Genomic DNA, 24,566 nt, shown 5'->3' with positions numbered 1-24,566 from the left:
CTTTTTTGCGCATTTTTAGTGCTTATGTTATCGTATTAAATTTTGTAATCTAATTTAATGATTCCTGCTTCTCTAGCAGAAGTAAATGCAATCACTAATAATGGACCAGCAATTAAACCGATAATTCCTAATAGTTTCAGTCCAATATACATAGCAATTAATGTCGCTAAAGGAGAAAGACCAATTTGTTTCCCCATTACTTTTGGTTCAACAGTACGTCGAATGATAAGTAAGATTCCGGCAAGGATAAGTAACTGTGTACCTGTTGCTAAATTGCCGGCAATTAAATAATATAAAGCCCAAGGTGCGAGTATTACAATTGATCCAATAATTGGTATGAAGTCAATGAGCCAGATAATAAAGGCCATTAATAAGGCTACTTCAGGAGTAATTAGCAGCAAACCAATTAATGAAACAATAAAGATAATAATACTAACAAGGAACTGAGCTTTAAAAAAGCCAAAGATAACAAATGACAATCTTGAAGCCATAAAACTCACTTTATCCGCTGTTTTCTCACTTAAATGAGCATAGAATCGCTTTTTTAACTTTGGCAGTTCTAACATAAAGAGAAATAGAGCAATTAAATAAACAATAAACGTAACGAGATAGGATGGTATTTTAGTAACGATAGTCGTTATATCTCCAATTATGTTACGGTTTCCTAGCTCTTGTCTTAATCCATTTAGCGTTGTATTCACTTGCATATTAATCTCGTAAATCAATTCTGGTGGTAAGTCAGCGTATGTAGTATCTAACTTTTGCTGCATTTTCATCCAGGCAAGATTAATCTCATTAATGTAGATAGGTAAATTTTCTACAAGCTGTATAGCTTGTGTTACAGCTTTTGTTGTAATGAAGTAACCGGATAAGCCTATGAAGCATACAAATATGGTAAATACAATCATTACAGCAAGGTTACGTTTTATTTTTGCCCGATCTTGCAATAACGAAACGATAGGGACCAATAAAAATGCTGTAAATAATGCCGTAATTATTGGTAACGAAACTGGCAAAATAAAGTAGCCGATTAATACAAGAATAACGATTGATAAAATGATACCCCATAGACGTTTTGATAAGATCGTTGACAATGTTAAACCCCTTTCTTGATGTGAAGCGCACACACATAAAGTATAGTATGTCCATATTTATATTAACAGTTTAAATTACTGAAATTCAATAGATTATATCTATTCAAAATAATTTTTAATATGTGAGGAGGATGATTGTCCATGGTTAGACTGCCTTTTGAAAAGGGCGATTTATATATTACTGATGAAGTTATTGCCATCATTGCAAAAAGTGCCATAAAAGAAATTGATGGTCTTAATCGTACTACGTCCCGTGTGAAAGATCAATTATTTAACATTGTAAGCCGTACAGGGGGTACAAGAGGTATTTCAATTATGAATAACACTCACGGAGTAACCATTCAACTTAAAGTATCAATAGGTTACGGTATGAATATCCAGACATTATGTTATAATCTGCAAAAAGCGGTGAAAGAGCAGGTTGAATTATTAACTGGGATTAAGGTAAATGCAGTAAATGTATGTGTTGAAACGATTTCCATTATGGAGAAAAATAAAAAGAACCTGATCAATAAGTAAAGTCAGGTTCTCTTTATGTATAAAGGAATTATCGAATATGATATGTGGTTCAGCACGCTTATATTGCTAGCTTATCTTTAATCGCTTGAAGCTTTTGAGTGCTTTTGTCAACGATGTTTTTAGGGAATTCTTCTCCTTCATATTCAACTCCATGCGGATAGTAATACTTACCTAAAATTGGAATTAGAAACTTGATTTGAGCAGATGATGAAGGAATTTCACCTTTTGTTGCGTATGCTTGTACACGTAAGTAATAAATTTCATTCTTTACCAAGTCTTCAAACTTATAGTCAAAGGTTACGCGCTCATAATCCCATTGACCAGCGTGAATAAAACCTAATTCGGCCATGACATGTTCAACATTTGAAAATTTAGCTTCTTTGTCAGCTAATCCAATACTTTCGAATTTCATTTATTTCCCTCCTAATTCTCTAACCTACACTACTTAAATATGATAGTATGAATCGAAAAAAGATGCAATGTTATTATGACAATCTTCAAAAATTAATTTTCCGATAATTAAGGTTCATCAAGTGGTGAACTTTTTTATTTTTCATGAAACATTTTCAATTACGAGGTCACAATATAAGGGGTAAGTAAATGAAAAATTTCATGAAAAAAAATTGGAGGGTTAAAATGTTTATACGAAAAATAATGACTTTTTTCTTTTCACTATTACTTGTACTTGGTATGTTTTTTTCTGGAGAAGCAAATGCACAAGGAACAACTACATATGTTGTACAACCAGGTGACTCCATGTGGAAAATTGCTGTTCGCTATCAAGTAGGATTAAGTGAGATTATCGAAGCTAATCCACAGATTTCAAATCCGAGTTTAATTTATCCGGGACAAAGGCTTACCATCCCATTGTTCGATGAAATAAAAAACATTGAGCATAGGGTAATACAGCTGACAAACCAGGAGAGAGCCAAACACGGACTTCCGGCGTTAACACCAAATTGGGAACTTTCCAGAGTAGCAAGGTACAAATCAATGGATATGAGAGATAACCATTATTTCTCACACCAATCACCAACATATGGGTCACCCTTTACGATGATAAGAAACTTTGGAATTTCGTATAGAAGTGCTGCAGAAAATATTGCAATGGGACAAACAACACCAGAAGAGGTTGTCAGACAATGGATGAATAGTCCAGGACATAGACAAAATATTTTGAGTCGAGATACAACTCACATTGGAGTTGGCTATGCAAGAGGTGGTACAGGTAGACATTATTGGACACAAATGTTTATCCGCCCTTAAGCATGATTTTACGACGTTTGGAGAAAATATAAGCGAATTTTAAAATAAGGAGGTAAAAAAATGGACCATCTTAGAGATCTCATGACAAGTAATGTAGACTATTGTACTCCAGTAGATAATATTTATGAAGTTGCTGTAAAAATGAAGGATGATAATGTAGGTGCAATCCCAATTTGTGAAGAAAATCAACAACTATTAGGAATGATCACCGACCGTGATATAGTTGTACGCGGTATGGCTGAACGACGCCCTGGATCAACTCAAGTAACAGATGTTATGAGTGAACATCTAATTACAGCTTCTCCAGATATGAGTGTAGATGAAGCTGCTGACCTTATGGCGAAGCATCAAATTCGACGTTTACCGATCGTTGATAATAACCGACTTGTCGGAATCGTTTCTTTAGGGGATTTGGCAATTCACAAAGGGACTGATGATGAAGCCGGTTATGCTTTATCGGAAATATCAGAAAGCCCTGAAGTTCACCATTAATAAATAAAGAAAATTTTGTATTAAAAGTAGCAAGGAGAAATCATCATTTCTTCTTGCTATTTTTTTGTGTCAAGACGCGTAATTTTAGTTAAAGAGAAGGAGATCATCTTTTAAGAAAGAAGTTAACTATAGTGTATTTGGATAAGACCTTCTTAGAGAGGAGCTTTTATATTTGAAAAAATTCGGTTGTCTTCTGTTGTTATTAGGTTTAATTACAATATTTTTCTTTAATGACCAAATCGAAAATCAATTCTTGAATGAAATCGAAAAGATTGATGAGTTGTCAGATGGGGAACTTTTAAGTGAAGAAAAGACGGATACGTCAATAGAATATCGTCAGGATGGGTATTTTGCTTCAATGGAATTATATGATTTTATTGGTGATTCGATTGAAGGGATCATAACAACCTTTGGTCAGCCTGATCGTATTGATCCTTCTGCATATGGTTATGACTGGTACATCTACGCGGAACATATAAATTCCTATTTTCAAGTTGGTGTAAAAAACGGTGAAGTACAAACTGTTTTTGTTATTGGTGAGAAGTTACCGAATGAACGGTTTCAGATAGGTGACTCATTTGAACAAATAGAAGAAAATGAAATAATAGAGGAGAAGGTTTCATTTACATTTAATAAGAATTCATACCGTTTTGAATTAACAGAAGATGAAAGAATAGCTAGACCTCTAATTCCTATTAAAGAAGGGGTATGGGCACAGCTTTATTTTGATACATTTACGAATGAGATTTCCAGTATTCGTTATCTTAATTCGGAATTATTGTTAATGAAACGACCATATTCTGTCGTATATAGAGGAGAGTTATATGAACCAGAACCATTAACTGCAGAACAGTGGCGTCAAATAGAACGTGGTTCAGCCAAACAAATTTTTGATATTACAAATGTAATAAGAGTTAGACATGGTTTAGAACCGTTCCAATGGGATGAAAAAACGGCCACTGTCGCGTATAAACATAGCAAAGACATGTTTGTGAATGATTATTTCTCTCATACTTCACCACAGTTTGGAGAATTATCAGATCGATTTAACAGTGAAGATATACGGTATCATATGGCTGGAGAAAATATTGCAGCGAAGTATGTTGATGGAATTGCTGCGGTTGAAGGCTGGTTGAACAGTGAAGGGCATCGTGTAAATCTTTTGAATGAAGAGTTTACCCATTTAGGTGTTGGCGTGTATGAAACTTACTATACTCAAAATTTCTTCACTCCTTTTCCATAAAATTAAATGCTTCTTTGGAAAGAAGCATTTAATTTTTTTCGTTATGCTCTATACGATTTGCCAGGAAATAATCCCCTTGATACTGACCATAGCAAGTTATAAAGGCGCCTTTTTGGATTTGAATGGGTACAGATTCAGCTTGTATAGGTCTTTCATGTATCACTTTTATTTGACTGGTTGAATCATTAACTTGTATTTCAGTATGCCAAATCCAGTGTGATTGATAGAAACGTTTTTTTTCCTGAAAAGATCGGCTAACTTTACCTGTAATGACTGCAACCTCATTAACAATACCGACCGATTCCCATTGTTGAATATTCTTTTTTCTTTCTTTCATTGTTGTAATAAAAAAATAAATAAAAACACCAGTAATTAAAATGGCTGTAACCACCAACCTACCCTCTCCTTATCGTCTAGGTATAATAAAAAAGCTGCCACTAGCCATTGCCACTAGTTTATTTGTGTCTGAATACACTTTCGCTTCAGCAACCCATAGTTTTTTTCCTTTGTGAGCGATTGTTGCCAAGCATCTTAGCGTTGTACCAATACCAGGAGTAAGATAGTTAATTTTTATTTCTGATGTCACAGCTGCTGAATCTTCAGGGAGAAGACGGTTTATGAATGCTCCCATTGCAGTATCTAATAATGTTGCAGTAATGCCTCCATGGACAATTTTTAGTGGGTTTTCAATGAGCGGCTGAATCGGAATCGTTACCTCATATGTATCTTCATCGATAAATTGACTTTTTACACTTGTAATCCCCGCCAAGTACGTTAAATAATCACCATTTTGCTTTTTTTCTAATCCTTCGATAATAGCGCTGAGTACTCCCATTTCTTCATTATTGGCTTGTTTTATATATCGTTCTATCTTTGATAGTAATTCTTGTTGCTCATGTCCAATCTCCATACTTTTACCTTCCTTCATTGAGTATCTCTTTTATTTTAGCAATTGTAAGAAAGGTATGGCAAATAATTGGGCGCACCATTTAGTGGGCGTTTTTGTATGATGTAATGTAGGAGCAGAGAATAAATTTAATTAAGGGGTGACCTTTATGGGGAAAGGCTCAAGTCTACACCCTACTGTAGAGGAATTTAAAAAATTTGTAAAAGAACATCCGCTATTAATTAAGGAAGTCCGTGAAAATCGTAAAACATGGCAAGAACTATATGAAGATTGGATGATTTTGGGTGAGGATGATACGTCTTGGGAGAGTTATAAGCGTGAGGCAATAGGAAAACAGGAAGAAAAAGTTAAAACTGATGAGACCGATCAAGTAAACCAAGAATCATTGGCGAATCTTTTTTCGATGTTTAAAAAGTTAAACATAAATGATATCCAGTATCATTTATCTCAATTTAACGGCCTTGTTTCAAATATTAATGGCATTATCCAACAGTTTCAATCTGATAAATCTCAGCAACAACAAAGAGGTCAGGAAAATCCTTTATCATTTCGCAAAGATTAATGAATGGGGTTTGTAAGGGGAGAACAAAATGAGAAAGGATATTCAAAATTACTTAGCAAATCGACCAGATTTAAAGCAATTTATGCGAGAACAGCCAATATGGTATCGACGGTTAAGCAGGAATCCTAGTGCGATTCAATCGATGGAACAACAGGCAAATGTTTATTATGGAAGAACATTCCCTCAAAGGATTGAACGTCTTCAAAATAATATAAATTTAACAATGATGCTTCTCGAAATGGTTCGGAATATGAATATTATCGATCCTTCATAACGGTTTAAAAAGTGCAAGGGCAATTATATGAAATGCCCTTGCTTTATTATTGAGGACAATGAGACAAACCATATATTAATTGGATAAATTCCCTAACTATAGATAACAATAAAAATAAATCCATTAAAGGAGAGATAGCTATGATCTACAAATTAATCGTCATGATAATCATGTCCTTACCAGTTTTAATGGGCTTTAGTTATAGTGACATTCAAAACTTGGAGATTACAACACCCCATAGTGATGAGCAATTGAAAAGTATCCCTTTTAATGGAAGTGCCCTTCACAATGCTGATAATAATGAAAAGCGGTCATTAACGGTAAAAAGTGAAGCGAGAGGAAAAGACGTATATGTGGAATGTCACGTTCCTAACTTCACTTTTAAGGAGCCAGACCGTATGGAAAAAGTTGATGGGGAAGGACATCTGCAATTGTATGTGGATGGTAATAAAGTTGACTCCATTTATAAAGCTGCTTTTATCATTAAAGGGCTTCCCACAGGAAAGCATACGTTAAAAATTGAACTGGTTCATAATGATCATACAAGCTATGGTTTAGAGGATGAATTTGAAGTTACGATTCCATAATTGGAATCGTAACATGTTTCATATCGTTTGAATGTGTTGATGGATGATCTTTTCAACAGAGATACCTAATGTTTGAAATGCTTGGTTTCCAAAAAGAATATTAAATTCAAGAAAATACATTGTATTATTGACAAATACGATATCAAAACCAGCATGATTAATGCCAAGTTTTTGTGCGGTTTGCTTTACAAGGTTTATCGCTTCGATTGGAATATTATCAAATGAAATTTGTCCGCCTTGGGCTACATTGTTATGGAATGTATCCCATCCACCGATGCGCCAATATGCAGTAATGATTTGATCACCTACGATACAGACACGCAGGTCGCGATCAATAGGTAAGTATTCTTGAACATAAAAATAGTCATTTCTTTCTGCATACTCAAGAAATTGCTGTTCATTTTCAATGAGAAATACGCCTTTTCCCATAGAGTTCCGAATTTCTTTCGCTACAAAAGGATAAGGAAAGGTTGTTAACACGTTCTCAATATTATATTTGTTTTTCCCTAATATTTCAGTATAAGGAACATTTTCCGGGCAAACACTCCATAGTGCCCTGGTCATTTCAATTTTATCGTGTCCTAAATGAAAGGATTGAATATTAGGGAAAATTTTCTTTTTCATTCCATAAACAAGGGAATTCACTTGCCAATACTCTGGAAATAAGCAAATATCCGCTTCCTCAATTTTTTCTCTTTCCTTCTTCTGAAACATATGCTCTGGCTTAATGTATTGTATATTTGGTATCCCGATCGTTCTGAATGGGTTAAAAGTTACGATTTTCAACCGATCACCTCTATCAAAATTTATATCATTGCTTATTATTTTGTAGCTTTTACTGTGATTAACGAAAAAATTATAGTTTTTTACTCCGCTATTGTCAATGACATATTTCTTCGATTTGGAAAGGATAGATGAGTGATGCACTATGATGAACAAAAACCATTAATTACCCAAAGCGATGGCACAATTCTTGTTGAAACCGATCATCAAGAATTTCAAATTGTCCAAGCTATCTTAGTCAACATTGCGGATTTACAACAGTGTCCTAAGGGAATTCATACGTACAAAATGACGCCGTTATCAATTTGGAATGCAGCTGAACTAGGTATAACCGCTTCAGAAATTATTTCATTTTTATCGAGCTATTCAAAATTTCCTGTACCAGAGAAAATAAGGCATCGAATTCAAGAATATTTTGACAGACATGGAGCAGTGCAATTAATAAGAAATGAAATGGGAAAATTGCAGATAATGAGTACATCAAAAGACATTGTAAAAAAACTGACTACTTCAGACTATGCTCATTTTTTTGAACGACTTTCAGAGAGCAGTCTACTTGTGAAAGAAGAGGCAAGAGGAATTCTTAAACAACTGTGCCTTTCTTTTGATTATCCAGTTCATGATTTGGCAGGTTTTGAACAAGGAAATGATTTAGAAGTTTCATTACAACAAAATTGCACTCTTAGACCATATCAAAAAGAAGCAGTAGCAGCGTTTTATCAAAAAGGAAAAAATGATGGTGGGAGTGGTGTTATCGTTTTGCCTTGTGGATCAGGTAAAACTGTTGTTGGAATTGGTGTACTCACAACTGTGAAGGAAGAAGTGTTGATTTTGACACCGAATGAAACCTCAATGATGCAATGGAAGCGTGAGTTACTGGCAAAAACGTCATTGAGCGAAGATTTGATTGGTCTTTATCAAAGTAAAACAAAAGAAGTAAAACCGGTCACGATTGCTACGTATCAAATGTTGACATATCGTAACAAAAAGACAAAGGAGTTTCAACATTTGCCTTTATTTAATCGTCGTAACTGGGGGTTAATTATTTATGACGAAGTTCACTTACTCCCTGCTCCGCTATTCCGTACAACAGCAGGCATTCAAGGAAAGAGAAGATTAGGTTTAACGGCAACTCTTGTCCGTGAAGATGGAAATGCAGATGATGTTTTTAGTTTAATTGGTCCTAAGCGTTATGAGGCCCCATGGAAAGCGTTGGAGAATAACGGCTGGATTGCTACTGCAATTTGCAAAGAGATCAAAGTGGAGTTCACTGATAACGATTTGAAAACGTATTTCAGCAGTAAGTCCCAGGAACAATATCGAATAGCTGCTGAAAATGAAAGAAAGATTGATGTGATTTCGAGGATTTTAAGTAAGCATGAGAATCAGCCTACACTTATCATTGGTCAATATGTCGAACAGTTAGAAAAGGTTGCGCAAACATTACATTTACCAATCATTACTGGTTCAACTCCCAAAGGGAAGCGTGAATATTATTATGAACTCTTTAAAAATGGGGAGATCACCATATTGGTTGTAAGTAAAATCGCCAATTTAGCCGTTGATTTACCAAATGCAGAAGTTGCGATTCAGATTTCTGGAGCATTTGGTTCTAGACAAGAGGAAGCACAACGGATCGGCCGTTTGTTACGACCGTTAAGTGAAAATCATAAAGCAATATTTTATTCAATTATCACGAAAGGTTCTAAAGAAGAAACCTTTTCCGAGAATAGACAACGATTTATGGTGGAACAAGGGTATGAATACGAATTGGAAGAGTGGTTAGAATGAAAATTGCCTTTTTTAGTGAACAACTTAGTGATCAAACAAAAATGAAAATCATTGATGCTCAAAATACCTTTGCCTTCAATCAGGAAAAAGATTTATGTCGTCGCATTCAATGCAGTGAATACATTGGGAGACTTTATGACAGCTTAACAGAAAATGAACAAACCGTTTTACGTGTGTTTTTATTTTTTAGTAGAGACGGGATGTTATCGAATGAAAAATTTCTGCAGGCAATCCGTACATTGCGATCGAGTGAATATAAAGTTGCTCTTGTTGCTTTACGACAGAAAGGATTTCTATTTGTTGGAAGAAAAGAGAAGGAAGAGGTCTATTACTTACCAGAGGAGTATCTGATCTATTTAATTCAACGAGAAACGATGAAAATACCTTACTATGTTCATACAACTACTAAGGAGTCAACATCAATCAATCGCCTTTTGTATTACTTATTTTTACTTTTACATGAAATCCAACAGAAAAAGGACTTTCTATCCAAGAATGGTGAAATTGGAAGCCAACATCGTCGTATGTTGATAACTAAATATTCCAGTAACAGCGATGAAGAAGGAATGTTAAAGAGGGTTATTCATTTACTCATTCAATTTCTGCAGAATGAAAGTGTAGTAGTCCCAAAACAAAACAGGTGGCTAATAGATGAAATCCGTTTGGGTAGGTTCCTTCAAAATGGGTTAACTGAGATAGAGAATCACTTGATTTCATATACTATCCATCAAATTGTTGACAAACCTTATTATTCACTTATAATCGCTCACCTTGTATTACAAGCTAAAGAATCAAAATGCCTTAATCCATCATTTATAAGCAAATGGTTATATCAACAAAATGAGGAAGTATTAAGAGACCGAATAGAGGAAATCATGGAGATCTTCCTTTATTTAGATCTGGTTGAAAAACTAATGGTTGAGGGTCACGTTGTCTATCGAAGAAAAGTAAATGGAACAACTGCGAAGTTAAAGGGGTATTCTCAAGGTGAAATTGACGTATATCTTCCTTCTATGATAGCTCCAATTCAGCTTTGGGAGTTTTCAAAGTGGGCCAAGATGGTTAGTTGGGATATCGTTGTTCATTTCCAGTTTGCAAAAGAGAATATAAAAAGTGCACTTTCAAAGAAATATGAAATGAGCCAACTAACAAATTATATAATCCAATTATTTGACGAACGAACAGCTGGGAAGTTAACTCATCATTTAGAGGAATGGGTGAAGAAATATGAACCGCTAAAGAAAAAAAATCAGTTGTCGTTTTATCCTATTACTGAAAAACGATTAAAAATGTTTGTAGAACAAAACTGGAAAGATTGGATTCTCATTGTAAAAGAAGGAATATTGGTAGAAATGGAAAATGAACAAAAACTTGAGACACTTCTTAATAAGGAAGAAGTAGCGATAGAACAACAGGTTGACAAAGAGGTTGACAAAGATACCTCGAAAGTAAGTAAAAAGGTCATAAAGCTCGATGACAGGTATCCCGATTTAATGGAAGCTTTTCCTGGATTAGAGCAATTACCGAGACAATGGCTTCATTTAACAAAATATGATGAGCGAACAACCGTATTACTAATTAAACAGGCTATTCTATTGGAAATGCCTATTATTTATGAGGAAACGAACAATAATACGCAAATAATAATCGAACCAAAACAAGTTACAGTAAACGCAGGGGAATATGAAATTATTGATTTTGAAAATAAGAAGCTAAGGTTATCAGCAATAAATAGAATCGCCATAGCCAATCCGTTTCAAGTTGAGGAAAAGATAGGACGATAAAATTTTTGGAGGTATAACAATGAACGTACGTTTTGGCTATGTAGCGATGAGTGCGGAATTAAAGCAAGCTTCACCATCACAAACGATGACCGTCAAACAGTTTGAACAGCTGTCTGACAAAGGAGCCGCAATTCGCCGCCTTGAACGTATCGCTATTTCAAATTTAGATAACTGTCTAAGACTGTTGAAGCATAACCTTGCTCATGAAATTACTTTTTTTCGTTTTTCATCAAGGATTGTTCCGCTCGCTAATCACCCGTTAACTGAAAATTGGAGGTATGAAAAAGCGATTGATCCAAAATTAAAGGAGGTTGGTCACTTTATTAATGAGAATCGAATGCGGATCGATTTTCATCCCGACCATTTTGTTGTCTTAAATAACCAGGATGAAACGCTCTTAAAACAATCATTAAAAACATTGCTGTATCATTATAAGCTATTAGTCGGTATGGGCATCGATCCAAAGCATCGTTGTGTCCTTCACGTTGGTGGTAAAAAGCAAGGAAAGTTCCAAGGTTTAGAGACATTTATTGATAACTTTGAAAAAATCCCGACAACGATTCAAAAGATGCTCATGCTTGAGAATGATGATATGTCGTATGACATAGAAGATGTATTATATCTTGGTGAAAAATTAGGAATTCCTGTTGTCTTCGATTTGCATCACTACGACGTTCTCCCTAGTGAAACTGCGATCGAAGACTTATGGAGTCGAATACTGGGGACGTGGAAGCATAGTCCATTACCTATAAAGATGCACATGTCAAGTCCCCGTGAAGGGCCGAATACAAACGATAAGAGTCATCATGATTATATAGATAGTGAACGTCTCCTTCGTTTCTTGAATCGAGTAAAACATGATACTGACCAATTAGATATTATGATTGAGGCAAAGAAAAAAGATGTAGCTCTTTTTAAGCTAATGCGAGATTTAAGTAAACAGAAATGTTGCCGGTTAACAGGTAAGGCGAGTATTGAAATTTTATAAAAAACGCTTATAATAGACCTTCAAATGAAATAAACCTCATTGACGAACTTTACCTTTTTTTATTTGGTTGTGAACGTGGTATAATTTTTATTGGAGGTGTTTTACATTGGTAGAGTCAATGACAAGCCCTGACTTGATTGAGGAAGCATATGCATTGGCAAAGATGATTACGACATCAGAGATATTTGAAGAATATCAACAGTGCAAATATAGATTAGCCACTAATGAAGAGGCTCAATTACTAATAAAGCAGTTTGCAAAATTAAAGGACCAGTACGAAGAGGTTCAACGCTTTGGTAGATATCATCCTGATTTTGATACAGTAAGTAAAGAGGTTAGGCAACTAAAAAGGAAACTTGATTTGCATGATTCAATTGCGGCTTTTAAAGCAGCTGAAACTAAATTAGAAGAACTGCTAAATGAAGTCAGTATGATTGTTGCCCGTGCTGTATCGGAAATGATCAAGGTACCTACCGGAAATCCTTATTTTGATAGTATGTCCTGCGGGGGCGGCTGCGGCAGCGGTGGGAGTTGTGGCTGTAAATAAGTGTTCTTTCAACAAAGCTTTATTTTAAGATTGCAATCATGGTTATATTGCAGCATTTTTTTCGACGTGCTAGACTTAGGTCATATAGTTTATGATAAAGGAGAACCTGTAGAATGATTGGTAATCGTCAAGGTTTGGCAGTATGGTTGCACTCTTTAAAGTATGCGAGGCAGTTACGGAAGTATGGAAACGTCCACTATGTATCAAAAAAAATGAAATACGCAATTATATATTGTGAAAAAGAAGAAGTTGATACTGTGATGGAGCGTTTACAATCGTTGCATTTCATTAAAGAAGTTAAGCCTTCAATGCGACCGTTTATTAAAACAGAGTATGAAAATTCAAGACCAGATAAAGAAAAAGAAAAAGAATATGGTTATCGTATGGGCTTATAATAAAAGACCTCCTTGTTGATCGTCGTTGATCATTGCGGAGGTCTTTTATTATTCCTGTTCTTATTTACTGTAGAGGTGGCAGCAGGTAATTTAAGCGAAGAATTGCGATTAAATACTGATAATATAAATCAACTTCTTCATAGTCTGTCGAAGGTTTTACATCAATTTTGATAATTTCTTTACCTAATTCATTACTAACTTGTTGAAATAATTCGTATCGTTTATTTGGGAGTTCTTCTTGTTGTGGAATGCCTTCCCTGCATATGTATAGCGGTAGGAAGTTTCCTGGATTTGTAGGTTTTAGTATTACGACAGGTGAGGTCACTTTTCTATTGTTAATAGTTGTATGAAACGTGAGTAAATGCTGAACTCGATGTTGATTTGCTCTGGCAAGTTCAACCAGCTCATAAATATCAGAAAACCCTTCGCCCAGCTCAATAAAACGTTGAATCATTGTATACTCTCCTTTTTTAAGCTCTTTTACACCTATTTTACAATGAAACACTAAAAATCAACATAATCTTTAACAAAAAAAAACCTCGTAGGATTTCCTACGAGGTGCCCAAATCATAAAATTATTCTTCTTTAAAAGATATGTTTGGTCCGTAAATCAAGCATATCTTAAGAATAATTATATGCATAGGCTATGGGAGAGGAGAAACCGGAGGAAGAACTTATGGGGAAACGTAAGCCTTCTCCGCGGTTGTCAGCAACATTACAAAATGTTGCTAACTATAGTATGACCAACTGTTTTTTTTCTATACACCTTTGCTTAAAATCATCTGCATATTAATATATTTGACATGTAAAGATTTTTTACTATTTAAGTTTGTTGTCATTTTGTGGTAGGATAAGTTAAGATATGAACGTTGGAATTAATAATTAGTTTTAGCTGATAATTGCTACATGCTTAAATATAATTTAACTAAGGTGTGAATTTGTGTGCGTGTAATTTCTGGAAAATGTAAAGGCAGACCATTAAAGGCCGTTCCGGGTACAACAACTAGACCAACAACCGATAAAGTAAAAGAATCTATCTTCAATATTATCGGCCCTTACTTTCAAGGTGGACTTGGTTTGGATTTATACGGAGGCAGTGGAGGTCTTGGAATTGAAGGATTAAGTCGTGGACTTGAGAAGGTTATATTTGTTGACAATAATCGTAAAGCAATTGAAACGATTAAAGAAAATGTTAAGCAATGTGATTTTATGGATCAAGCAGAAATTTATCGCAATGAGGCAGGACGCGCATTGAAGGCCCTTTTGAAAAGAGAACTAACGTTTTCTGTTGTCTTTCTTGATCCTCCGTATGCTAAGCAAAATATTGAATCAGAAATGGCAATTATTAGTGATTTTCAATTACTGGATTCAGTAGGATTTATTGTTTGTGAGCATGATGTAAATGTAACTTTGCGTCAAACGATTGGGGATTTAAACCGCTGGCGCTATGAGCAGTATGGAGATACAGCCATTTCTATTTATCGATTTGAAAGCGGAATCAATGAATAATATTACTCATAATGTGGATTAAGGGGGAAGAAATTATGGCAAGTATTGCAGTTTGCCCGGGAAGTTTTGACCCAGTAACGATGGGACATTTTGATATCATTACGAGGGGAGCAAAGGTTTTCGATACTGTTATTGTAGCTGTACTAAATAATCAAAGTAAAAAACCACTGTTTACAGTAGCAGAAAGAGTAGAGTTGTTAAAAGAGGTTACAAAAAATATTCCGAATGTTGAAATTGATTCATTTAATGGATTGTTAATTGATTATGTGAAAAGAAAAAATGCAAGTACAATCATTCGTGGATTACGTGCCGTTTCAGATTTTGAATATGAAATGCAGGTTGCCTCGATAAACCGTAAATTAAATCATGATGTAGAAACATTTTTTATGATGACAAATAATCAATATTCATACTTGAGCTCAAGTATTGTAAAAGAAGTTGCCAAATATCATGCTCCCGTAACAGATCTTGTTCCAGATGTTGTTGAGGAGGCACTTCGAAAAAAGTTTTCGATCAATCCTTAAAACATAACTGGAAATAGCGACCAATCTCATCTCGGAAAAGATAAGAGGGTCGCTTTTTATTCGTTCAGTTTACTTCAAGAATAAAAGCACTAAGCTGATGTACCACTAATAATGTTCAAACGTCTTGAAAGTAATATAATATAAATAAGGAGCATCCAAAGAGTAAAGTAGGAGCCATATTGTAGAATCAGCTCCCATAATGAAAAGAGAATTGAGTATGATTGTTCATGCAAAAATACAGGTATGACTTGACCACTCTCGAGAGACTGATGATCTACATATAACGGTTTCCATAGAAGAATTGAAAATATAGCGGCAAATATTCCGTGAAAGATTCTAGCAATAAAGAACGGCTGAAAACGTATATCTGTTTCTGCAAGAATACTAGCCACCTGTGCTTGAACAGAAAACCCGCTAAAAGCAAGGACAAAACTTGCAACCACTACTTGTTGGAACAATGTAGCTGATTCAGTTTGGCTAATTAATTTACTCCCTAATGTTATTTCAAATAGCCCGGAAATGATTGGGAGGCTAAGTTCTTTAGGGAGCTGAAAGAATGAAAGAATAAAGGTGAACAGTAATGATAGTGCAGTTGAAATATCTAATAAATATAACACTTTATTCAAGACGGAAAATAAAATGATAAATCCACCAACCATCAGTAAGGTTGAAACGGATGATTGAACGGCATCACCTAATAATTTTCCTATTGTTCGTCCATCCTTTATTCTTTCTTGATGTAGCAAGTTGAGTGCGTCACGGAGCGAAAATTTAACTGCTGATTTGGATTCAGAGGTAGTTGAGCTTTCTTTCGTTCTTCCGTGAAAACGCATCATCAGTCCTACACATATATTTCCTAAATAGTGTGATAGTGCAAGGATAATTCCAAGGGCAGGATTATGGAAAAATCCCACGGCGATAGCACCAAAAATAAACAAAGGGTTTGATGAGTTTGTAAACGAGACTAATCGCTCGGCTTCGATGGCGGTAAGTTTCTTTTGCTGTCGTAACCTGGCAGTCAATTTTGCTCCAGCAGGATAACCCGATGCTAATCCCATAGCCCAAACAAATCCCCCTACACCAGGTACTCGAAATAATGGTCGCATTAATGGTTCCAATAGTGCGCCAATAAAGCTTACAACTCCAAAACCGATGAGAAATTCTGATACAATAAAGAAAGGAAGTAATGATGGAAAAACAACTTCCCACCACATTGTTAATCCACGTATTGAAGCTTCAAATGCTTCTTGTGGGAAGATCATTAATGATGCAGCTAAGATTGTTGCTGAAAGTGCTAGAAGGATTGTTTTCACCTTTGAAGCGATCACTAGTCTTGCCTCCTTCAATTTTAAAGATATATTTCAGATAGAAATCATCGTTTGCATTGGCATATGTAGTTTTGAATGGACAGACATTTCGTTTTTAAAACATGTCCTATATTTCAATATACGTATAGTCTTTTAAATTAGACCAGATGATTGGTTAAAAAAGCCGGGGGTGTATAGAATGAAAATGCCGAAAATTGGATTGGCTTTAGGCTCTGGTGGTGCAAGAGGCTTTGCTCATGTAGGGGTATTAAACGTTCTTGAAGAAGAAAAAATCCCGATTCATATGATTGCTGGAAGTAGTATGGGGGCACTTGTAGGTGCATTTTACGGAGCCGGTCACTCACCAGTGATTTTAATAAAGATGGCAACTCAATTTCGCAGAAAATATTTTTTAGATTTTACAGTACCAAAGATGGGATTTATTTCTGGAAAGAAAGTAAAGGATTTGATTCGGCTCCTTACACATGGAAAGAAAATTGAGGAGATGTCACCGGAACTGGCTATTGTAGCGACTGATTTATTAAAAGGGGAAAAGGTTGTTTTTTTTGAGGGCGACCTGGCAAGTGCTGTAAGAGCAAGCATATCGATTCCGGGTATCTTTGTTCCGGAAAAAATTGATGGAAAATTGCTTGTCGATGGTGGTGTAATTGATCGAGTACCAGTATCCGTTGCTCGTGATATGGGGGCAGATGTCATCATTGCTGTTGATGTCTCACATTTTCAAGTAGAACCGGAAATTACGTCCATTTATGATGTAATCTTCCAAAGCATGGACATAATGGAACGTGAGATGATCCGTTATAGTGAAATCGATGTTGATGTTATGATTCGTCCAATAATATCAGAATATAGTTCAACAGCATTTACAGAGGTAGAAGATATTATTGCATTAGGGGAAGAGGAAACGAGGAAACAAATCGACAAAATAAAAGAGTCAATTGAAAAGTGGAAGGAGCAGCAGAACCAGCATGGTTAAAGAAAAAGATCAAAAAAAACATAAAGGTTGGTTAATTGCCCTCGTTATCGTGTTAGCAGTTAACTTTTATCAGCTCCCTTATTATTACACTCAGCCTGGAGATGCAAAGGTATTGGCTGAAATCATTGAGGTGGAGGATGGATACGAAGAAGAAGGGTCGTTTATGCTGACGACAGTCAGACAGCAAAAAGCGAACATTATTCATTATGTTTGGGCAAAAATGAGCGAATACCGTGAACTTTTTCATGAAGATCAGTTTCGATTTGGAGATGAAACAGATGAAGAATACCATCATCGTCAGCTCATGATGATGAGTAGCTCCAAGGAATTAGCAACAGTTGTGGCCTATGAAAAAGCAGGGAAATCAGTGACATTCGAAAACCGCGGTGTAATTGTTACGAGTTTCATTGACGGGATGTCTGCTGAAGAGAAGTTGAAACAAGGTGACAAAGTGATTGCTATAGATGGAATTGAATTGGAAACCGCGGATGAACTTTTGGAAAGATTAGCAAAAAGGGATAAAGGAGATCCTGTTTTATTTACGATTGTAAGAGAGAATAAAGAAATGGACGTAACCCTCGTCATGACTCCTTTTCCGAAGGAAACTGGGGTTGATGCTGAACGTGTTGGTGTCGGAATCCGTTACCCAGTTACGGACCGTGTCATGAATGTTGATCCTGACGTTTCAATTGATACGAGACGTATTGGAGGGCCATCTGCAGGTCTGATGTTTGCTCTTGAAATCTATAATCAGCTTGTTGTAGATGATATTACAAAAGGGTATCATATTGCTGGTACAGGAACGATTAATGAAGAAGGAGTTGTTGGACGAATTGGTGGTGTTAAGCAAAAGGTAGTTGCCGCGGATAAGGCCAATGCTGACATTTTCTTTGCGCCTAATGAGGAAGGTTCCATACAATCTAATTACATAGAGGCCAAAGCTGCAGCAGAGGATATTAAAACATCAATGAAAATCGTCCCAGTCAATACATTTGATGAAGCAATACAATATTTACAAGAGCTTGAACCGAAAAAAGGATAAAAGAAGCAGAAAGAAAGCAGGACTTTGTTACATAAAAAGTCCTGCTTTTTCATCGTAGCGAATTGGTGGTGTTGAAAACTCTTCTTGAATCCTTTTTGATTGCATTTCTTTTTTGTAGCCTAATGCATAGCATGTAGCTGCTCTAACATCAAGTGCTAATAGTGGATTCATTTCCTTAGATAGAGATGTAATCAAAGGTACATTGAGATGTTTTTTGATCTTATTCAAATAACCTTGTCCATTCGTAGTCATACCTAGGAGGCGTATATATGGAACTTCTTCAGCATTACTGATGAGTTCCATCTCAGATTTTGTCGTATTTGTAAGAATATGTGAACAAAGACGCTGCAGTCGATTCCACGTATATCGTTTTGTCTTAACAGTATTCATAAATGATGAAAAATTGTCGGCCTTCTTTATATAGTGCACAAAACGGTGCTCTAAACCTTCTTCAGCCTCATAAATTTGTTGGAGTTGATCTGTTGTTGAGGTGAGTAATTTATATTTTAAATAAGAAAAGTATAGTTCCCAGTTATGGAACAGTTGATTTTCCCGATAATAGTTGGTAAGATGCTCTTTGGTGTATGAAGGAACAACTGATGTAATTGCTGTGACCTCATTATTTTCTGAAAAGATTTTTTTTCTTATGCTTGTTGCACTTGCAAATGTATAATCAGAAAATGTTTCATCATGATATTGGGCATTTTTGCGCTGGATTGTACTTGCCTTAATGGAACTTTTATGCATTTGGATCGCTTTAATATAATGATAACCAAGGATATTGTTTGGTTGGGATAAGTCAAGAACACCGCTGTTGTTTTCCAGTTTTGAAAAAGCTAAAGATGTTGCCTTTGGATAACTATTTCCCTCTGCTATATAGTTTTTTACATTTTGATTAAAAAGGGATTCCTTATCATTCATAAATGATAGTAAGTTATAAAAAGAGTCAATTGCTCCTTCTTCACTACCAAAACATAGTTGATTAACGCCAACAGCATCTAGAATCGAAATTGCACCATTTGCAAATGTTTCTGCTTTTTGTGTTGAAAATGCATAGGGCAATTCAATTACAATGTCTGCACCAGCCTCAAGGGCCATTTTTGTACGTGTCCACTTAGAAACAATAGCAGGTTCACCACGTTGCAAAAAATATCCACTCATTACTGCTATAAGAAGATCGGCATTTGTTTTTGCTTTTGTTTGGTTCAAATGATATTCGTGGCCATTATGTAAAGGGTTGTATTCAACGATTATGCCAGCTATATTCATTCACTTATCACTCCTCGTATTGATTTTTGTTTGAATAGGGTAGTATATGGGTAAACGATTATAGTTTCTAAATTATACTGTAAAGAAGATAGGTTGACAAATAGCAAATACAAAGATATAATTACTTTTGTTGTCTTGAGGTGAGTAACATGAAATGGACAGTTCAGCAATTAAACAGCTTAAAACATAAAGGGATATCTTTTGATGAAACTTTGGATTTAAGTGAATTAATTGAGGAAAGCAATTTAGGAATTCGGCAGCTTTCACCACTAGAGGTGAAAGGGGAAGCTAATTTCTCGGGTCAAACAGTTACTTTTCATTTGACCATCAAGGGAGAAATGATCTTGCCATGTTCAAGGACATTAGCTGATGTGGAATTTCCGTTTGATATTAAAGCAACTGAAGTATTTCAGTTAGGAGATTATCCAATTGCTACTGGTGATGATAGCGAAATTCATCAGCCTGAAGGTGATTTGATTGATCTGATTCCTTATATTAAGGAAAACATTTTACTAGAGATCCCTTTACAGGTATTTAGTGATAATGAAAAAGGTGAAGCACCTGCAACTGGTAATGGCTGGGGTGTTCTGACTGAAGAGGAAAAGAAGAATCAAATTGATCCAAGATTAGCAGACCTAGCAAAATTTTTTGAAAAATAATGTTTGAAACGAAGAACCGGCTTATTCCGGCCTTCATTTTAGATATTGACTTTCTTTGTAAGGAGGTGGGAATGATGGCAGTACCTTTTCGTAGAACTTCAAAAACTCGCAAAAATAAGCGTCGTACTCACTATAAATTAGCGGTACCTGGTATGGTGAAATGTCCAGAATGTGGAGAAATGAAACTAGCTCACCGTGTATGTAAAGAGTGCGGTACTTATAAAGGAAATGAAGTAGTTAGCAAGTAATGAATGCTATAAAAAAGCAAGGAGGATAATCCTCCTTGCTTTTTTGTGCAATTTTCTCATAAACAAGTTACATAGATGATTTTTGCAGGAATTTGCAAATTTTTGTAGAATTTCAATTCATACAATATTGAGGAGGGAATAAGTATGAGTAAAGTTATTCTTGAAAGAGAGAATGGGATTGCCTGGTTAATAATTAACCGACCTGATCGTAGAAATGCAGTTGATTATGATGTAATTGAACAATTTAATAATATTTTGACTGAAGTTGAACAATCAAATGATGATAAGATGTTGGTTATTACCGGAGAAGGGACAAATGCATTTTGTTCGGGTGGAGATTTATCTGTGTTTCATAAGTTGGAAACGAAAGAGCAGTCTTCTGAAATGTTAACAAAAATGGGGAAGGTGTTACATCGGTTATTTTTCTTTCCAAAGCCAACTGTTGCCTTCATTAATGGGACAGCAGTTGGTGGAGGGTGTGAGATTGCAACAGCATGTGATTTCCGTCTAGCATCATCACATGCAAAAATGGGGTTTGTTCAAGGGACATTAGGCATTACGACTGGTTGGGGAGGAGCTTCGATGCTTTTAGAGAGAGTTCATCCAACTAACGCGATGCAATTATTAATGAGTTGTAAGCTATTTTCTGCAAAAGAAGGTCTGGAAGCTGGTTTTGTTAACCATATAATAGAAGAAGGTCAACATAGAGAAGGTTGTAAAGAATGGCTTTCACCATTTTTAAAGCAGTCTTTACCAGTCTTAATGGCTTATAAAAAGAAGTATACTAATAAGTTTAGTAAGGATTTATTGCTTGAACAAATCTTAAATGAAATTGATGATTGTTCAACTTTGTGGGAATCAGATGAACACCATCAAGCTGTGCAACGTTTTTTAGAGCGGTAGCCCCCTACTCAATTCTCGAATAGTCTTGATTGAACAAGGAAATAATCCTAATAACATCTAGTCTAAAAAGGATGCAGCAGTAAGAGTCTATCTTATCTAGCAAATGCATAGATATAGAAAAAGACCTTATATTGGAGGGATTATATGTCTATTGTCCGTCAAGATGCGTGGACCAATGATGAGGATCTCATTTTAGCAGAAGTTGTATTGAGGTATATTCGTGAGGGAGGAACTCAACTTTCTGCCTTTGAGGAAGTAGGAGAAAGGCTGTCAAGAACGGCTGCTGCTTGCGGCTTTCGTTGGAATTCGGCCATCCGTAAAAAATATGAGTCGGCCATTGCGATTGCAAAAAAACAGCGTAAAAAATTAAAAAAAGAAAAGATTTCACAAGAAGTCAGTGAGGATTCAGTTGAATTCAGCGAAGAGGAAATTGCAGCTGTTAAAAAACCGAACGAAGAGAAATATCAAACAGAAATTACAATGGGAGATGTTATTTCATTTTTGCAAAAACAACAATCGAATCAGGAAAGTGATAGTCTTATTGCAACTGAAAATGAAAAATTAAAACATGAAATTGATACGCTAAAACGGGAAAATGAAAAGCTTCAATATGATTTAACAAGTTTGGAATCAAAATTTGAGGCAATGAATCAAGATTATCAGGCTTTAATTGAAATCATTGAAAGAGCAAGAAAAATAACGGTTGTAAATGAAGAATATACTACGAATATGAAAGCTAGTATGAATGGAAGTGTAGAACCGATAAGTAAATAGGGAAAGCCCCTCAATCAGTGTAGGTAGGATTGAGGGGCTTTGTCGCTAAAATATTACCTTTATTCAGCTTCCACAACACCTTCAGGGAACCACACGAAAGGATTTTCACCACGATCACGTTCTTCTTTGTAAGTAATCGATTCAAATCCCATGCCTTTCCAAAATTCGTCTGAGCGTTGTCTCGCATTAGTCTTAACAGGTAAATTAAAACTTTTTGCAAAGTTAACTAAAGCAGTTCCATACCCTTTATGTCGGTAAGGTTCTAGTACCTCAAGTTTCCATAATTCTAAATAATCTTGAGCTGGTTCAAAATAACGGTCATATTTCTTTTCGATTCGGTATAAGCTCATTCTGGCAATTAGTTTTCCGCCAAAATAAATACCGTAAAATGGGGATTCACTGTCATCTTCAATAATGTTTGCCCGTAAATCTTCTTTCATTGATAGTTCTTGAGCACCGTATTCTCTGAAGTTTTCAAATTCTTCTAATGTTTTGTAATTCACGTGTAAGCGCTTAACTTTAATCTCTTCCACGGTGTACCCCTCCAATCTCAAATAACATTTATATTATATGATCATATCTATTCTACTACAAAAATAAAGAAATTTCACTTACAACCATTTTTTTCTAATTAATTTATTGTAATAGGAGGCGAATGAATGAGAATATGCTACAATTTAATTATAATTATGAACTTGAAGAAGGATGGAGTGGACAAGTGAGAATTGGAATAGTTGGTGGTGGAGCTATAGGATTGCTTTTAGCAAGTTATTTATGTGAAGCAAAGTTTGAGGTTGTCATACTTACTAACCGTCAAAAGCAAGCAGAAACAATTAATAACGAGGGTATTACTTGTATAAGACTTGATAAACAAAAAAACTACGCTGTAAAAGCAGAGGTGTTTGAGCATTGTTTGTTAGATGAACTTGATCTCCTTTTTATTGCGGTAAAGCAATACCAAGTCAGAGATGTAATCAAGTCGCTTTTGCAAAGGAAATCTAGATGCGAGTCGCTTGTGTTTTTGCAAAATGGCATGGGCCATTTAGAATATCTCAAAAGCTTGCCCGATATGCCGATTTATATAGGGATTGTTGAACATGGGGGACTTAAACTTTCTGATTCTATTGTTGAACATACTGGGTTAGGATGTTTAAAAATCGGTACCTATACACATGAAAAAGAATTACAAGAAGTATGGGGACGCTTATCTGCAGCTGGTTTTACAACGAAGGAGTTTCCGAATTGGTTAGAGATTATGCAGCGTAAGCTAGTGGTGAATGCAGTTATTAATCCGTTGACAGCACTTTATGGAGTGGAAAATGGCAAGTTATTAGAAAATAGTTTCTTTAAGAAGAATATGGAAGCTTTATTTAATGAGGCCGTAAGTGTAGTAAAGATAGAAGATCGGGAACAGTTGTGGAATGAGTTGCTCGAAATTTGCAGGAACACTGGACGAAACCGTTCTTCAATGCTTAGGGATCTTGATTGTAACCGCCAGACTGAAATTGATGCAATAAGCGGCTACTTATTAGGACGAGCCAAGAAAGAGAGTTTAATTATCCCATATACAGAATTCGTTCTTAATAGCATAAAAGGAATAGAGCAATATGAGATTGGAGGTGCAGGTAGAGGATATGTTCGGTAATGCAATTTCAGGCTTTGTTGCTACAATCATTACAATACCATTGTTTGGGTGGTATCTTGTTTACATTGTCTGCGTGAAAATCTCGCATAATAAACGTTATTCAGTTAAATTGGCTACAGATGTTACGACTTTTTTATTTATTTTGGCAGTATATTTTATTGCATATGAAATTTGGCAAAAGTCTTTTTTATGGTTAATCTTAATCATTATTTTACTTGTAGCGAGTATGTTTACGATTATCCATTGGAAAGTAAAAAATGAAATTAACACATTGAAATTAATTAAAGGTATATGGCGATTTAATTTTCTATTATTTTTAATAGGTTACCTTTTATTGTGTTCATATGGACTTATCATGAAAATTTATACAATCTAGTATATGCTTTTTCTGAGTGTTATCTTTTTGAACTTAATAAAAAGTTTGCTATACTTCTTTTATTCCATCGAATTGAAAGGA

The 24,566-nt window shown here is 35.4% G+C and carries 31 protein-coding genes; 22 read left to right on the top strand and 9 right to left on the bottom strand.

What is annotated here, in order from left to right; genetic code table 11:
* Window positions 1-35: 35 nt before the first annotated feature.
* The gene (ytvI, locus tag ACJ2A9_RS09165) at window positions 36-1,094 is read right to left on the bottom strand and encodes a sporulation integral membrane protein YtvI (RefSeq protein WP_441421337.1); all 1,059 of its coding nucleotides are present in this window, start codon (window positions 1,092-1,094) and stop codon (window positions 36-38) included.
* A gap of 141 nt (window positions 1,095-1,235) precedes the next feature.
* Between ytvI and ACJ2A9_RS09160 the strand changes: the two genes are divergently transcribed.
* A complete protein-coding gene (locus tag ACJ2A9_RS09160) occupies window positions 1,236-1,613 on the top strand; it encodes an Asp23/Gls24 family envelope stress response protein (RefSeq protein ID WP_441421336.1) in 378 nt (125 codons plus the stop codon).
* A 58-nt stretch (window positions 1,614-1,671) separates the two neighbouring features.
* Here ACJ2A9_RS09160 and ACJ2A9_RS09155 read toward each other — a convergent pair whose 3' ends face one another.
* The gene (locus ACJ2A9_RS09155) at window positions 1,672-2,025 is read right to left on the bottom strand and encodes a YugN family protein (protein ID WP_441421335.1); all 354 of its coding nucleotides are present in this window, start codon (window positions 2,023-2,025) and stop codon (window positions 1,672-1,674) included.
* Window positions 2,026-2,249: 224 nt separating this feature from the next.
* On the opposite strand from ACJ2A9_RS09155, the gene safA reads away from it, so the two are divergent.
* The 3 genes from safA (at window position 2,250) to ACJ2A9_RS09140 (ending at window position 4,614) form a co-directional block, all read left to right on the top strand.
* Window positions 2,250-2,879 carry a SafA/ExsA family spore coat assembly protein gene (gene safA, locus ACJ2A9_RS09150; RefSeq protein WP_441421334.1) on the top strand — a complete coding sequence of 210 codons (630 nt, stop codon included), beginning with the start codon at window positions 2,250-2,252 and terminating at the stop codon, window positions 2,877-2,879.
* Window positions 2,880-2,939: 60 nt separating this feature from the next.
* A complete protein-coding gene (locus tag ACJ2A9_RS09145; RefSeq protein ID WP_441421333.1) occupies window positions 2,940-3,371 on the top strand; it encodes a CBS domain-containing protein in 432 nt (143 codons plus the stop codon).
* A gap of 172 nt (window positions 3,372-3,543) precedes the next feature.
* Window positions 3,544-4,614 carry a CAP domain-containing protein gene (locus tag ACJ2A9_RS09140; protein ID WP_441421332.1) on the top strand — a complete coding sequence of 357 codons (1,071 nt, stop codon included), beginning with the start codon at window positions 3,544-3,546 and terminating at the stop codon, window positions 4,612-4,614.
* A 28-nt stretch (window positions 4,615-4,642) separates the two neighbouring features.
* Here the strand turns inward: ACJ2A9_RS09140 and ACJ2A9_RS09135 are convergent, their stop codons facing one another.
* Both ACJ2A9_RS09135 and ACJ2A9_RS09130 read right to left on the bottom strand, forming a co-directional pair.
* Window positions 4,643-5,005, bottom strand: coding sequence for a hypothetical protein (locus tag ACJ2A9_RS09135; protein WP_441421331.1), 363 nt, complete (start codon window positions 5,003-5,005; stop codon window positions 4,643-4,645).
* A gap of 15 nt (window positions 5,006-5,020) precedes the next feature.
* Window positions 5,021-5,542 carry a PaaI family thioesterase gene (locus tag ACJ2A9_RS09130; protein ID WP_441421330.1) on the bottom strand — a complete coding sequence of 174 codons (522 nt, stop codon included), beginning with the start codon at window positions 5,540-5,542 and terminating at the stop codon, window positions 5,021-5,023.
* A 127-nt stretch (window positions 5,543-5,669) separates the two neighbouring features.
* Here ACJ2A9_RS09130 and ylbD point away from each other — a divergent pair, with 127 nt between their 5' ends.
* The 3 genes from ylbD (at window position 5,670) to ACJ2A9_RS09115 (ending at window position 6,944) form a co-directional block, all read left to right on the top strand.
* Window positions 5,670-6,083 (top strand): spore coat protein YlbD, encoded by a 414-nt coding sequence (gene ylbD / locus ACJ2A9_RS09125; protein WP_441421329.1) that lies wholly within the window; start codon window positions 5,670-5,672, stop codon window positions 6,081-6,083.
* Window positions 6,084-6,111: 28 nt separating this feature from the next.
* Window positions 6,112-6,357, top strand: coding sequence for a YlbE-like family protein (locus tag ACJ2A9_RS09120; protein WP_441421328.1), 246 nt, complete (start codon window positions 6,112-6,114; stop codon window positions 6,355-6,357).
* A 140-nt stretch (window positions 6,358-6,497) separates the two neighbouring features.
* Window positions 6,498-6,944 (top strand): hypothetical protein, encoded by a 447-nt coding sequence (locus ACJ2A9_RS09115; RefSeq protein ID WP_441421327.1) that lies wholly within the window; start codon window positions 6,498-6,500, stop codon window positions 6,942-6,944.
* An 18-nt stretch (window positions 6,945-6,962) separates the two neighbouring features.
* Here ACJ2A9_RS09115 and ACJ2A9_RS09110 read toward each other — a convergent pair whose 3' ends face one another.
* Window positions 6,963-7,730 carry an ATP-grasp domain-containing protein gene (locus ACJ2A9_RS09110; RefSeq protein WP_441421326.1) on the bottom strand — a complete coding sequence of 256 codons (768 nt, stop codon included), beginning with the start codon at window positions 7,728-7,730 and terminating at the stop codon, window positions 6,963-6,965.
* A 135-nt stretch (window positions 7,731-7,865) separates the two neighbouring features.
* Between ACJ2A9_RS09110 and ACJ2A9_RS09105 the strand changes: the two genes are divergently transcribed.
* From ACJ2A9_RS09105 to ACJ2A9_RS09085, 5 genes are all read left to right on the top strand, one after another.
* Window positions 7,866-9,518 carry a DNA repair helicase XPB gene (locus ACJ2A9_RS09105; protein WP_441421325.1) on the top strand — a complete coding sequence of 551 codons (1,653 nt, stop codon included), beginning with the start codon at window positions 7,866-7,868 and terminating at the stop codon, window positions 9,516-9,518.
* Window positions 9,515-11,302 carry a hypothetical protein gene (locus ACJ2A9_RS09100; protein WP_441421324.1) on the top strand — a complete coding sequence of 596 codons (1,788 nt, stop codon included), beginning with the start codon at window positions 9,515-9,517 and terminating at the stop codon, window positions 11,300-11,302. Before ACJ2A9_RS09105 ends, ACJ2A9_RS09100 begins: the two co-directional genes overlap by 4 nt.
* A gap of 19 nt (window positions 11,303-11,321) precedes the next feature.
* On the top strand, window positions 11,322-12,290 hold the full coding sequence (gene uvsE / locus ACJ2A9_RS09095) for a UV DNA damage repair endonuclease UvsE (RefSeq protein ID WP_441421323.1): 969 nt from the start codon (window positions 11,322-11,324) through the stop codon (window positions 12,288-12,290).
* Window positions 12,291-12,396: 106 nt separating this feature from the next.
* A complete protein-coding gene (locus ACJ2A9_RS09090) occupies window positions 12,397-12,837 on the top strand; it encodes a YlbF family regulator (protein ID WP_441421322.1) in 441 nt (146 codons plus the stop codon).
* Window positions 12,838-12,950: 113 nt separating this feature from the next.
* Complete coding sequence (locus tag ACJ2A9_RS09085; protein ID WP_441421321.1) at window positions 12,951-13,232, top strand: YlbG family protein; 282 nt, start codon at window positions 12,951-12,953, stop codon at window positions 13,230-13,232.
* Window positions 13,233-13,296: 64 nt separating this feature from the next.
* Here the strand turns inward: ACJ2A9_RS09085 and ACJ2A9_RS09080 are convergent, their stop codons facing one another.
* Window positions 13,297-13,686: a DUF7147 family protein gene (locus ACJ2A9_RS09080; RefSeq protein ID WP_441421320.1), complete on the bottom strand. Its 390-nt coding sequence runs from the start codon at window positions 13,684-13,686 to the stop codon at window positions 13,297-13,299.
* 488 nt (window positions 13,687-14,174) lie between these two features.
* Here ACJ2A9_RS09080 and rsmD point away from each other — a divergent pair, with 488 nt between their 5' ends.
* Window positions 14,175-14,741 (top strand): 16S rRNA (guanine(966)-N(2))-methyltransferase RsmD, encoded by a 567-nt coding sequence (gene rsmD, locus ACJ2A9_RS09075; protein ID WP_441421319.1) that lies wholly within the window; start codon window positions 14,175-14,177, stop codon window positions 14,739-14,741.
* 35 nt (window positions 14,742-14,776) lie between these two features.
* Window positions 14,777-15,265 (top strand): pantetheine-phosphate adenylyltransferase, encoded by a 489-nt coding sequence (coaD, locus tag ACJ2A9_RS09070; protein ID WP_441421318.1) that lies wholly within the window; start codon window positions 14,777-14,779, stop codon window positions 15,263-15,265.
* Window positions 15,266-15,354: 89 nt separating this feature from the next.
* On the opposite strand, the gene ylbJ is transcribed toward coaD, so the two are convergent.
* Window positions 15,355-16,593 (bottom strand): sporulation integral membrane protein YlbJ, encoded by a 1,239-nt coding sequence (ylbJ, locus tag ACJ2A9_RS09065; protein ID WP_441421317.1) that lies wholly within the window; start codon window positions 16,591-16,593, stop codon window positions 15,355-15,357.
* A gap of 178 nt (window positions 16,594-16,771) precedes the next feature.
* Here ylbJ and ACJ2A9_RS09060 point away from each other — a divergent pair, with 178 nt between their 5' ends.
* Window positions 16,772-17,569 carry a patatin-like phospholipase family protein gene (locus tag ACJ2A9_RS09060; protein WP_441421316.1) on the top strand — a complete coding sequence of 266 codons (798 nt, stop codon included), beginning with the start codon at window positions 16,772-16,774 and terminating at the stop codon, window positions 17,567-17,569.
* Window positions 17,562-18,611 (top strand): SepM family pheromone-processing serine protease, encoded by a 1,050-nt coding sequence (locus ACJ2A9_RS09055; protein WP_441421315.1) that lies wholly within the window; start codon window positions 17,562-17,564, stop codon window positions 18,609-18,611. The genes ACJ2A9_RS09060 and ACJ2A9_RS09055 overlap by 8 nt, the downstream gene beginning before the upstream one ends.
* Window positions 18,612-18,638: 27 nt before the next feature.
* Here the strand turns inward: ACJ2A9_RS09055 and ACJ2A9_RS09050 are convergent, their stop codons facing one another.
* Window positions 18,639-19,880, bottom strand: coding sequence for a nucleotidyltransferase (locus tag ACJ2A9_RS09050; protein ID WP_441421314.1), 1,242 nt, complete (start codon window positions 19,878-19,880; stop codon window positions 18,639-18,641).
* Window positions 19,881-20,029: 149 nt separating this feature from the next.
* Here ACJ2A9_RS09050 and ACJ2A9_RS09045 point away from each other — a divergent pair, with 149 nt between their 5' ends.
* The 4 genes from ACJ2A9_RS09045 to ACJ2A9_RS09030 all read left to right on the top strand — a co-directional run bounded on the left by ACJ2A9_RS09045 (window position 20,030) and on the right by ACJ2A9_RS09030 (window position 22,464).
* Window positions 20,030-20,539 carry a YceD family protein gene (locus tag ACJ2A9_RS09045; protein WP_441421313.1) on the top strand — a complete coding sequence of 170 codons (510 nt, stop codon included), beginning with the start codon at window positions 20,030-20,032 and terminating at the stop codon, window positions 20,537-20,539.
* 74 nt (window positions 20,540-20,613) lie between these two features.
* Window positions 20,614-20,787, top strand: coding sequence for a 50S ribosomal protein L32 (rpmF, locus tag ACJ2A9_RS09040; RefSeq protein WP_441421312.1), 174 nt, complete (start codon window positions 20,614-20,616; stop codon window positions 20,785-20,787).
* Window positions 20,788-20,931: 144 nt separating this feature from the next.
* Complete coding sequence (locus ACJ2A9_RS09035) at window positions 20,932-21,690, top strand: enoyl-CoA hydratase/isomerase family protein (RefSeq protein ID WP_441421311.1); 759 nt, start codon at window positions 20,932-20,934, stop codon at window positions 21,688-21,690.
* Window positions 21,691-21,834: 144 nt separating this feature from the next.
* The gene (locus tag ACJ2A9_RS09030; RefSeq protein WP_441421310.1) at window positions 21,835-22,464 is read left to right on the top strand and encodes an RsfA family transcriptional regulator; all 630 of its coding nucleotides are present in this window, start codon (window positions 21,835-21,837) and stop codon (window positions 22,462-22,464) included.
* A 59-nt stretch (window positions 22,465-22,523) separates the two neighbouring features.
* On the opposite strand, the gene ACJ2A9_RS09025 is transcribed toward ACJ2A9_RS09030, so the two are convergent.
* On the bottom strand, window positions 22,524-22,997 hold the full coding sequence (locus ACJ2A9_RS09025; protein ID WP_441421309.1) for an N-acetyltransferase: 474 nt from the start codon (window positions 22,995-22,997) through the stop codon (window positions 22,524-22,526).
* Window positions 22,998-23,119: 122 nt separating this feature from the next.
* On the opposite strand from ACJ2A9_RS09025, the gene ACJ2A9_RS09020 reads away from it, so the two are divergent.
* Together ACJ2A9_RS09020 and ACJ2A9_RS09015 are read left to right on the top strand one after the other, a co-directional pair.
* Window positions 23,120-24,109, top strand: coding sequence for a 2-dehydropantoate 2-reductase (locus ACJ2A9_RS09020; RefSeq protein WP_441421308.1), 990 nt, complete (start codon window positions 23,120-23,122; stop codon window positions 24,107-24,109).
* Complete coding sequence (locus ACJ2A9_RS09015) at window positions 24,072-24,485, top strand: DUF3397 domain-containing protein (RefSeq protein WP_441421307.1); 414 nt, start codon at window positions 24,072-24,074, stop codon at window positions 24,483-24,485. Before ACJ2A9_RS09020 ends, ACJ2A9_RS09015 begins: the two co-directional genes overlap by 38 nt.
* The last annotated feature ends 81 nt before the right edge of the window (window positions 24,486-24,566 follow it).

It is taken from the genome of Anaerobacillus sp. MEB173, assembly GCF_052119505.1.
Classification (GTDB): Bacteria; Bacillota; Bacilli; order Bacillales; family JBJMAU01; genus JBJMAU01.
The sequence above is the reverse complement of the archived record's forward strand: the minus strand, read 5'-3'. Positions and strand labels throughout refer to the sequence as shown.

Bases quoted from the DNA above. Each gene is read 5' to 3' on its own strand.
- ACJ2A9_RS09160 (WP_441421336.1), top strand. From the start codon at position 1,236: ATGGTTAGACTGCCTTTTGAAAAGGGCGATTTATATATTACTGATGAA.
- ACJ2A9_RS09155 (WP_441421335.1), bottom strand. From the start codon at position 2,025: ATGAAATTCGAAAGTATTGGATTAGCTGACAAAGAAGCTAAATTTTCA.
- safA (WP_441421334.1), top strand. From the start codon at position 2,250: ATGTTTATACGAAAAATAATGACTTTTTTCTTTTCACTATTACTTGTA.
- ACJ2A9_RS09145 (WP_441421333.1), top strand. From the start codon at position 2,940: ATGGACCATCTTAGAGATCTCATGACAAGTAATGTAGACTATTGTACT.
- ACJ2A9_RS09130 (WP_441421330.1), bottom strand. From the start codon at position 5,542: ATGAAGGAAGGTAAAAGTATGGAGATTGGACATGAGCAACAAGAATTA.
- ylbD (WP_441421329.1), top strand. From the start codon at position 5,670: ATGGGGAAAGGCTCAAGTCTACACCCTACTGTAGAGGAATTTAAAAAA.
- ACJ2A9_RS09120 (WP_441421328.1), top strand. From the start codon at position 6,112: ATGAGAAAGGATATTCAAAATTACTTAGCAAATCGACCAGATTTAAAG.
- ACJ2A9_RS09115 (WP_441421327.1), top strand. From the start codon at position 6,498: ATGATCTACAAATTAATCGTCATGATAATCATGTCCTTACCAGTTTTA.
- ACJ2A9_RS09105 (WP_441421325.1), top strand. From the start codon at position 7,866: ATGCACTATGATGAACAAAAACCATTAATTACCCAAAGCGATGGCACA.
- ACJ2A9_RS09100 (WP_441421324.1), top strand. From the start codon at position 9,515: ATGAAAATTGCCTTTTTTAGTGAACAACTTAGTGATCAAACAAAAATG.
- uvsE (WP_441421323.1), top strand. From the start codon at position 11,322: ATGAACGTACGTTTTGGCTATGTAGCGATGAGTGCGGAATTAAAGCAA.
- ACJ2A9_RS09085 (WP_441421321.1), top strand. From the start codon at position 12,951: ATGATTGGTAATCGTCAAGGTTTGGCAGTATGGTTGCACTCTTTAAAG.
- ACJ2A9_RS09080 (WP_441421320.1), bottom strand. From the start codon at position 13,686: ATGATTCAACGTTTTATTGAGCTGGGCGAAGGGTTTTCTGATATTTAT.
- coaD (WP_441421318.1), top strand. From the start codon at position 14,777: ATGGCAAGTATTGCAGTTTGCCCGGGAAGTTTTGACCCAGTAACGATG.
- ACJ2A9_RS09060 (WP_441421316.1), top strand. From the start codon at position 16,772: ATGAAAATGCCGAAAATTGGATTGGCTTTAGGCTCTGGTGGTGCAAGA.
- ACJ2A9_RS09055 (WP_441421315.1), top strand. From the start codon at position 17,562: ATGGTTAAAGAAAAAGATCAAAAAAAACATAAAGGTTGGTTAATTGCC.
- ACJ2A9_RS09050 (WP_441421314.1), bottom strand. From the start codon at position 19,880: ATGAATATAGCTGGCATAATCGTTGAATACAACCCTTTACATAATGGC.
- ACJ2A9_RS09045 (WP_441421313.1), top strand. From the start codon at position 20,030: ATGAAATGGACAGTTCAGCAATTAAACAGCTTAAAACATAAAGGGATA.
- rpmF (WP_441421312.1), top strand. From the start codon at position 20,614: ATGGCAGTACCTTTTCGTAGAACTTCAAAAACTCGCAAAAATAAGCGT.
- ACJ2A9_RS09035 (WP_441421311.1), top strand. From the start codon at position 20,932: ATGAGTAAAGTTATTCTTGAAAGAGAGAATGGGATTGCCTGGTTAATA.
- ACJ2A9_RS09030 (WP_441421310.1), top strand. From the start codon at position 21,835: ATGTCTATTGTCCGTCAAGATGCGTGGACCAATGATGAGGATCTCATT.
- ACJ2A9_RS09020 (WP_441421308.1), top strand. From the start codon at position 23,120: ATGAATGAGAATATGCTACAATTTAATTATAATTATGAACTTGAAGAA.
- ACJ2A9_RS09015 (WP_441421307.1), top strand. From the start codon at position 24,072: ATGAGATTGGAGGTGCAGGTAGAGGATATGTTCGGTAATGCAATTTCA.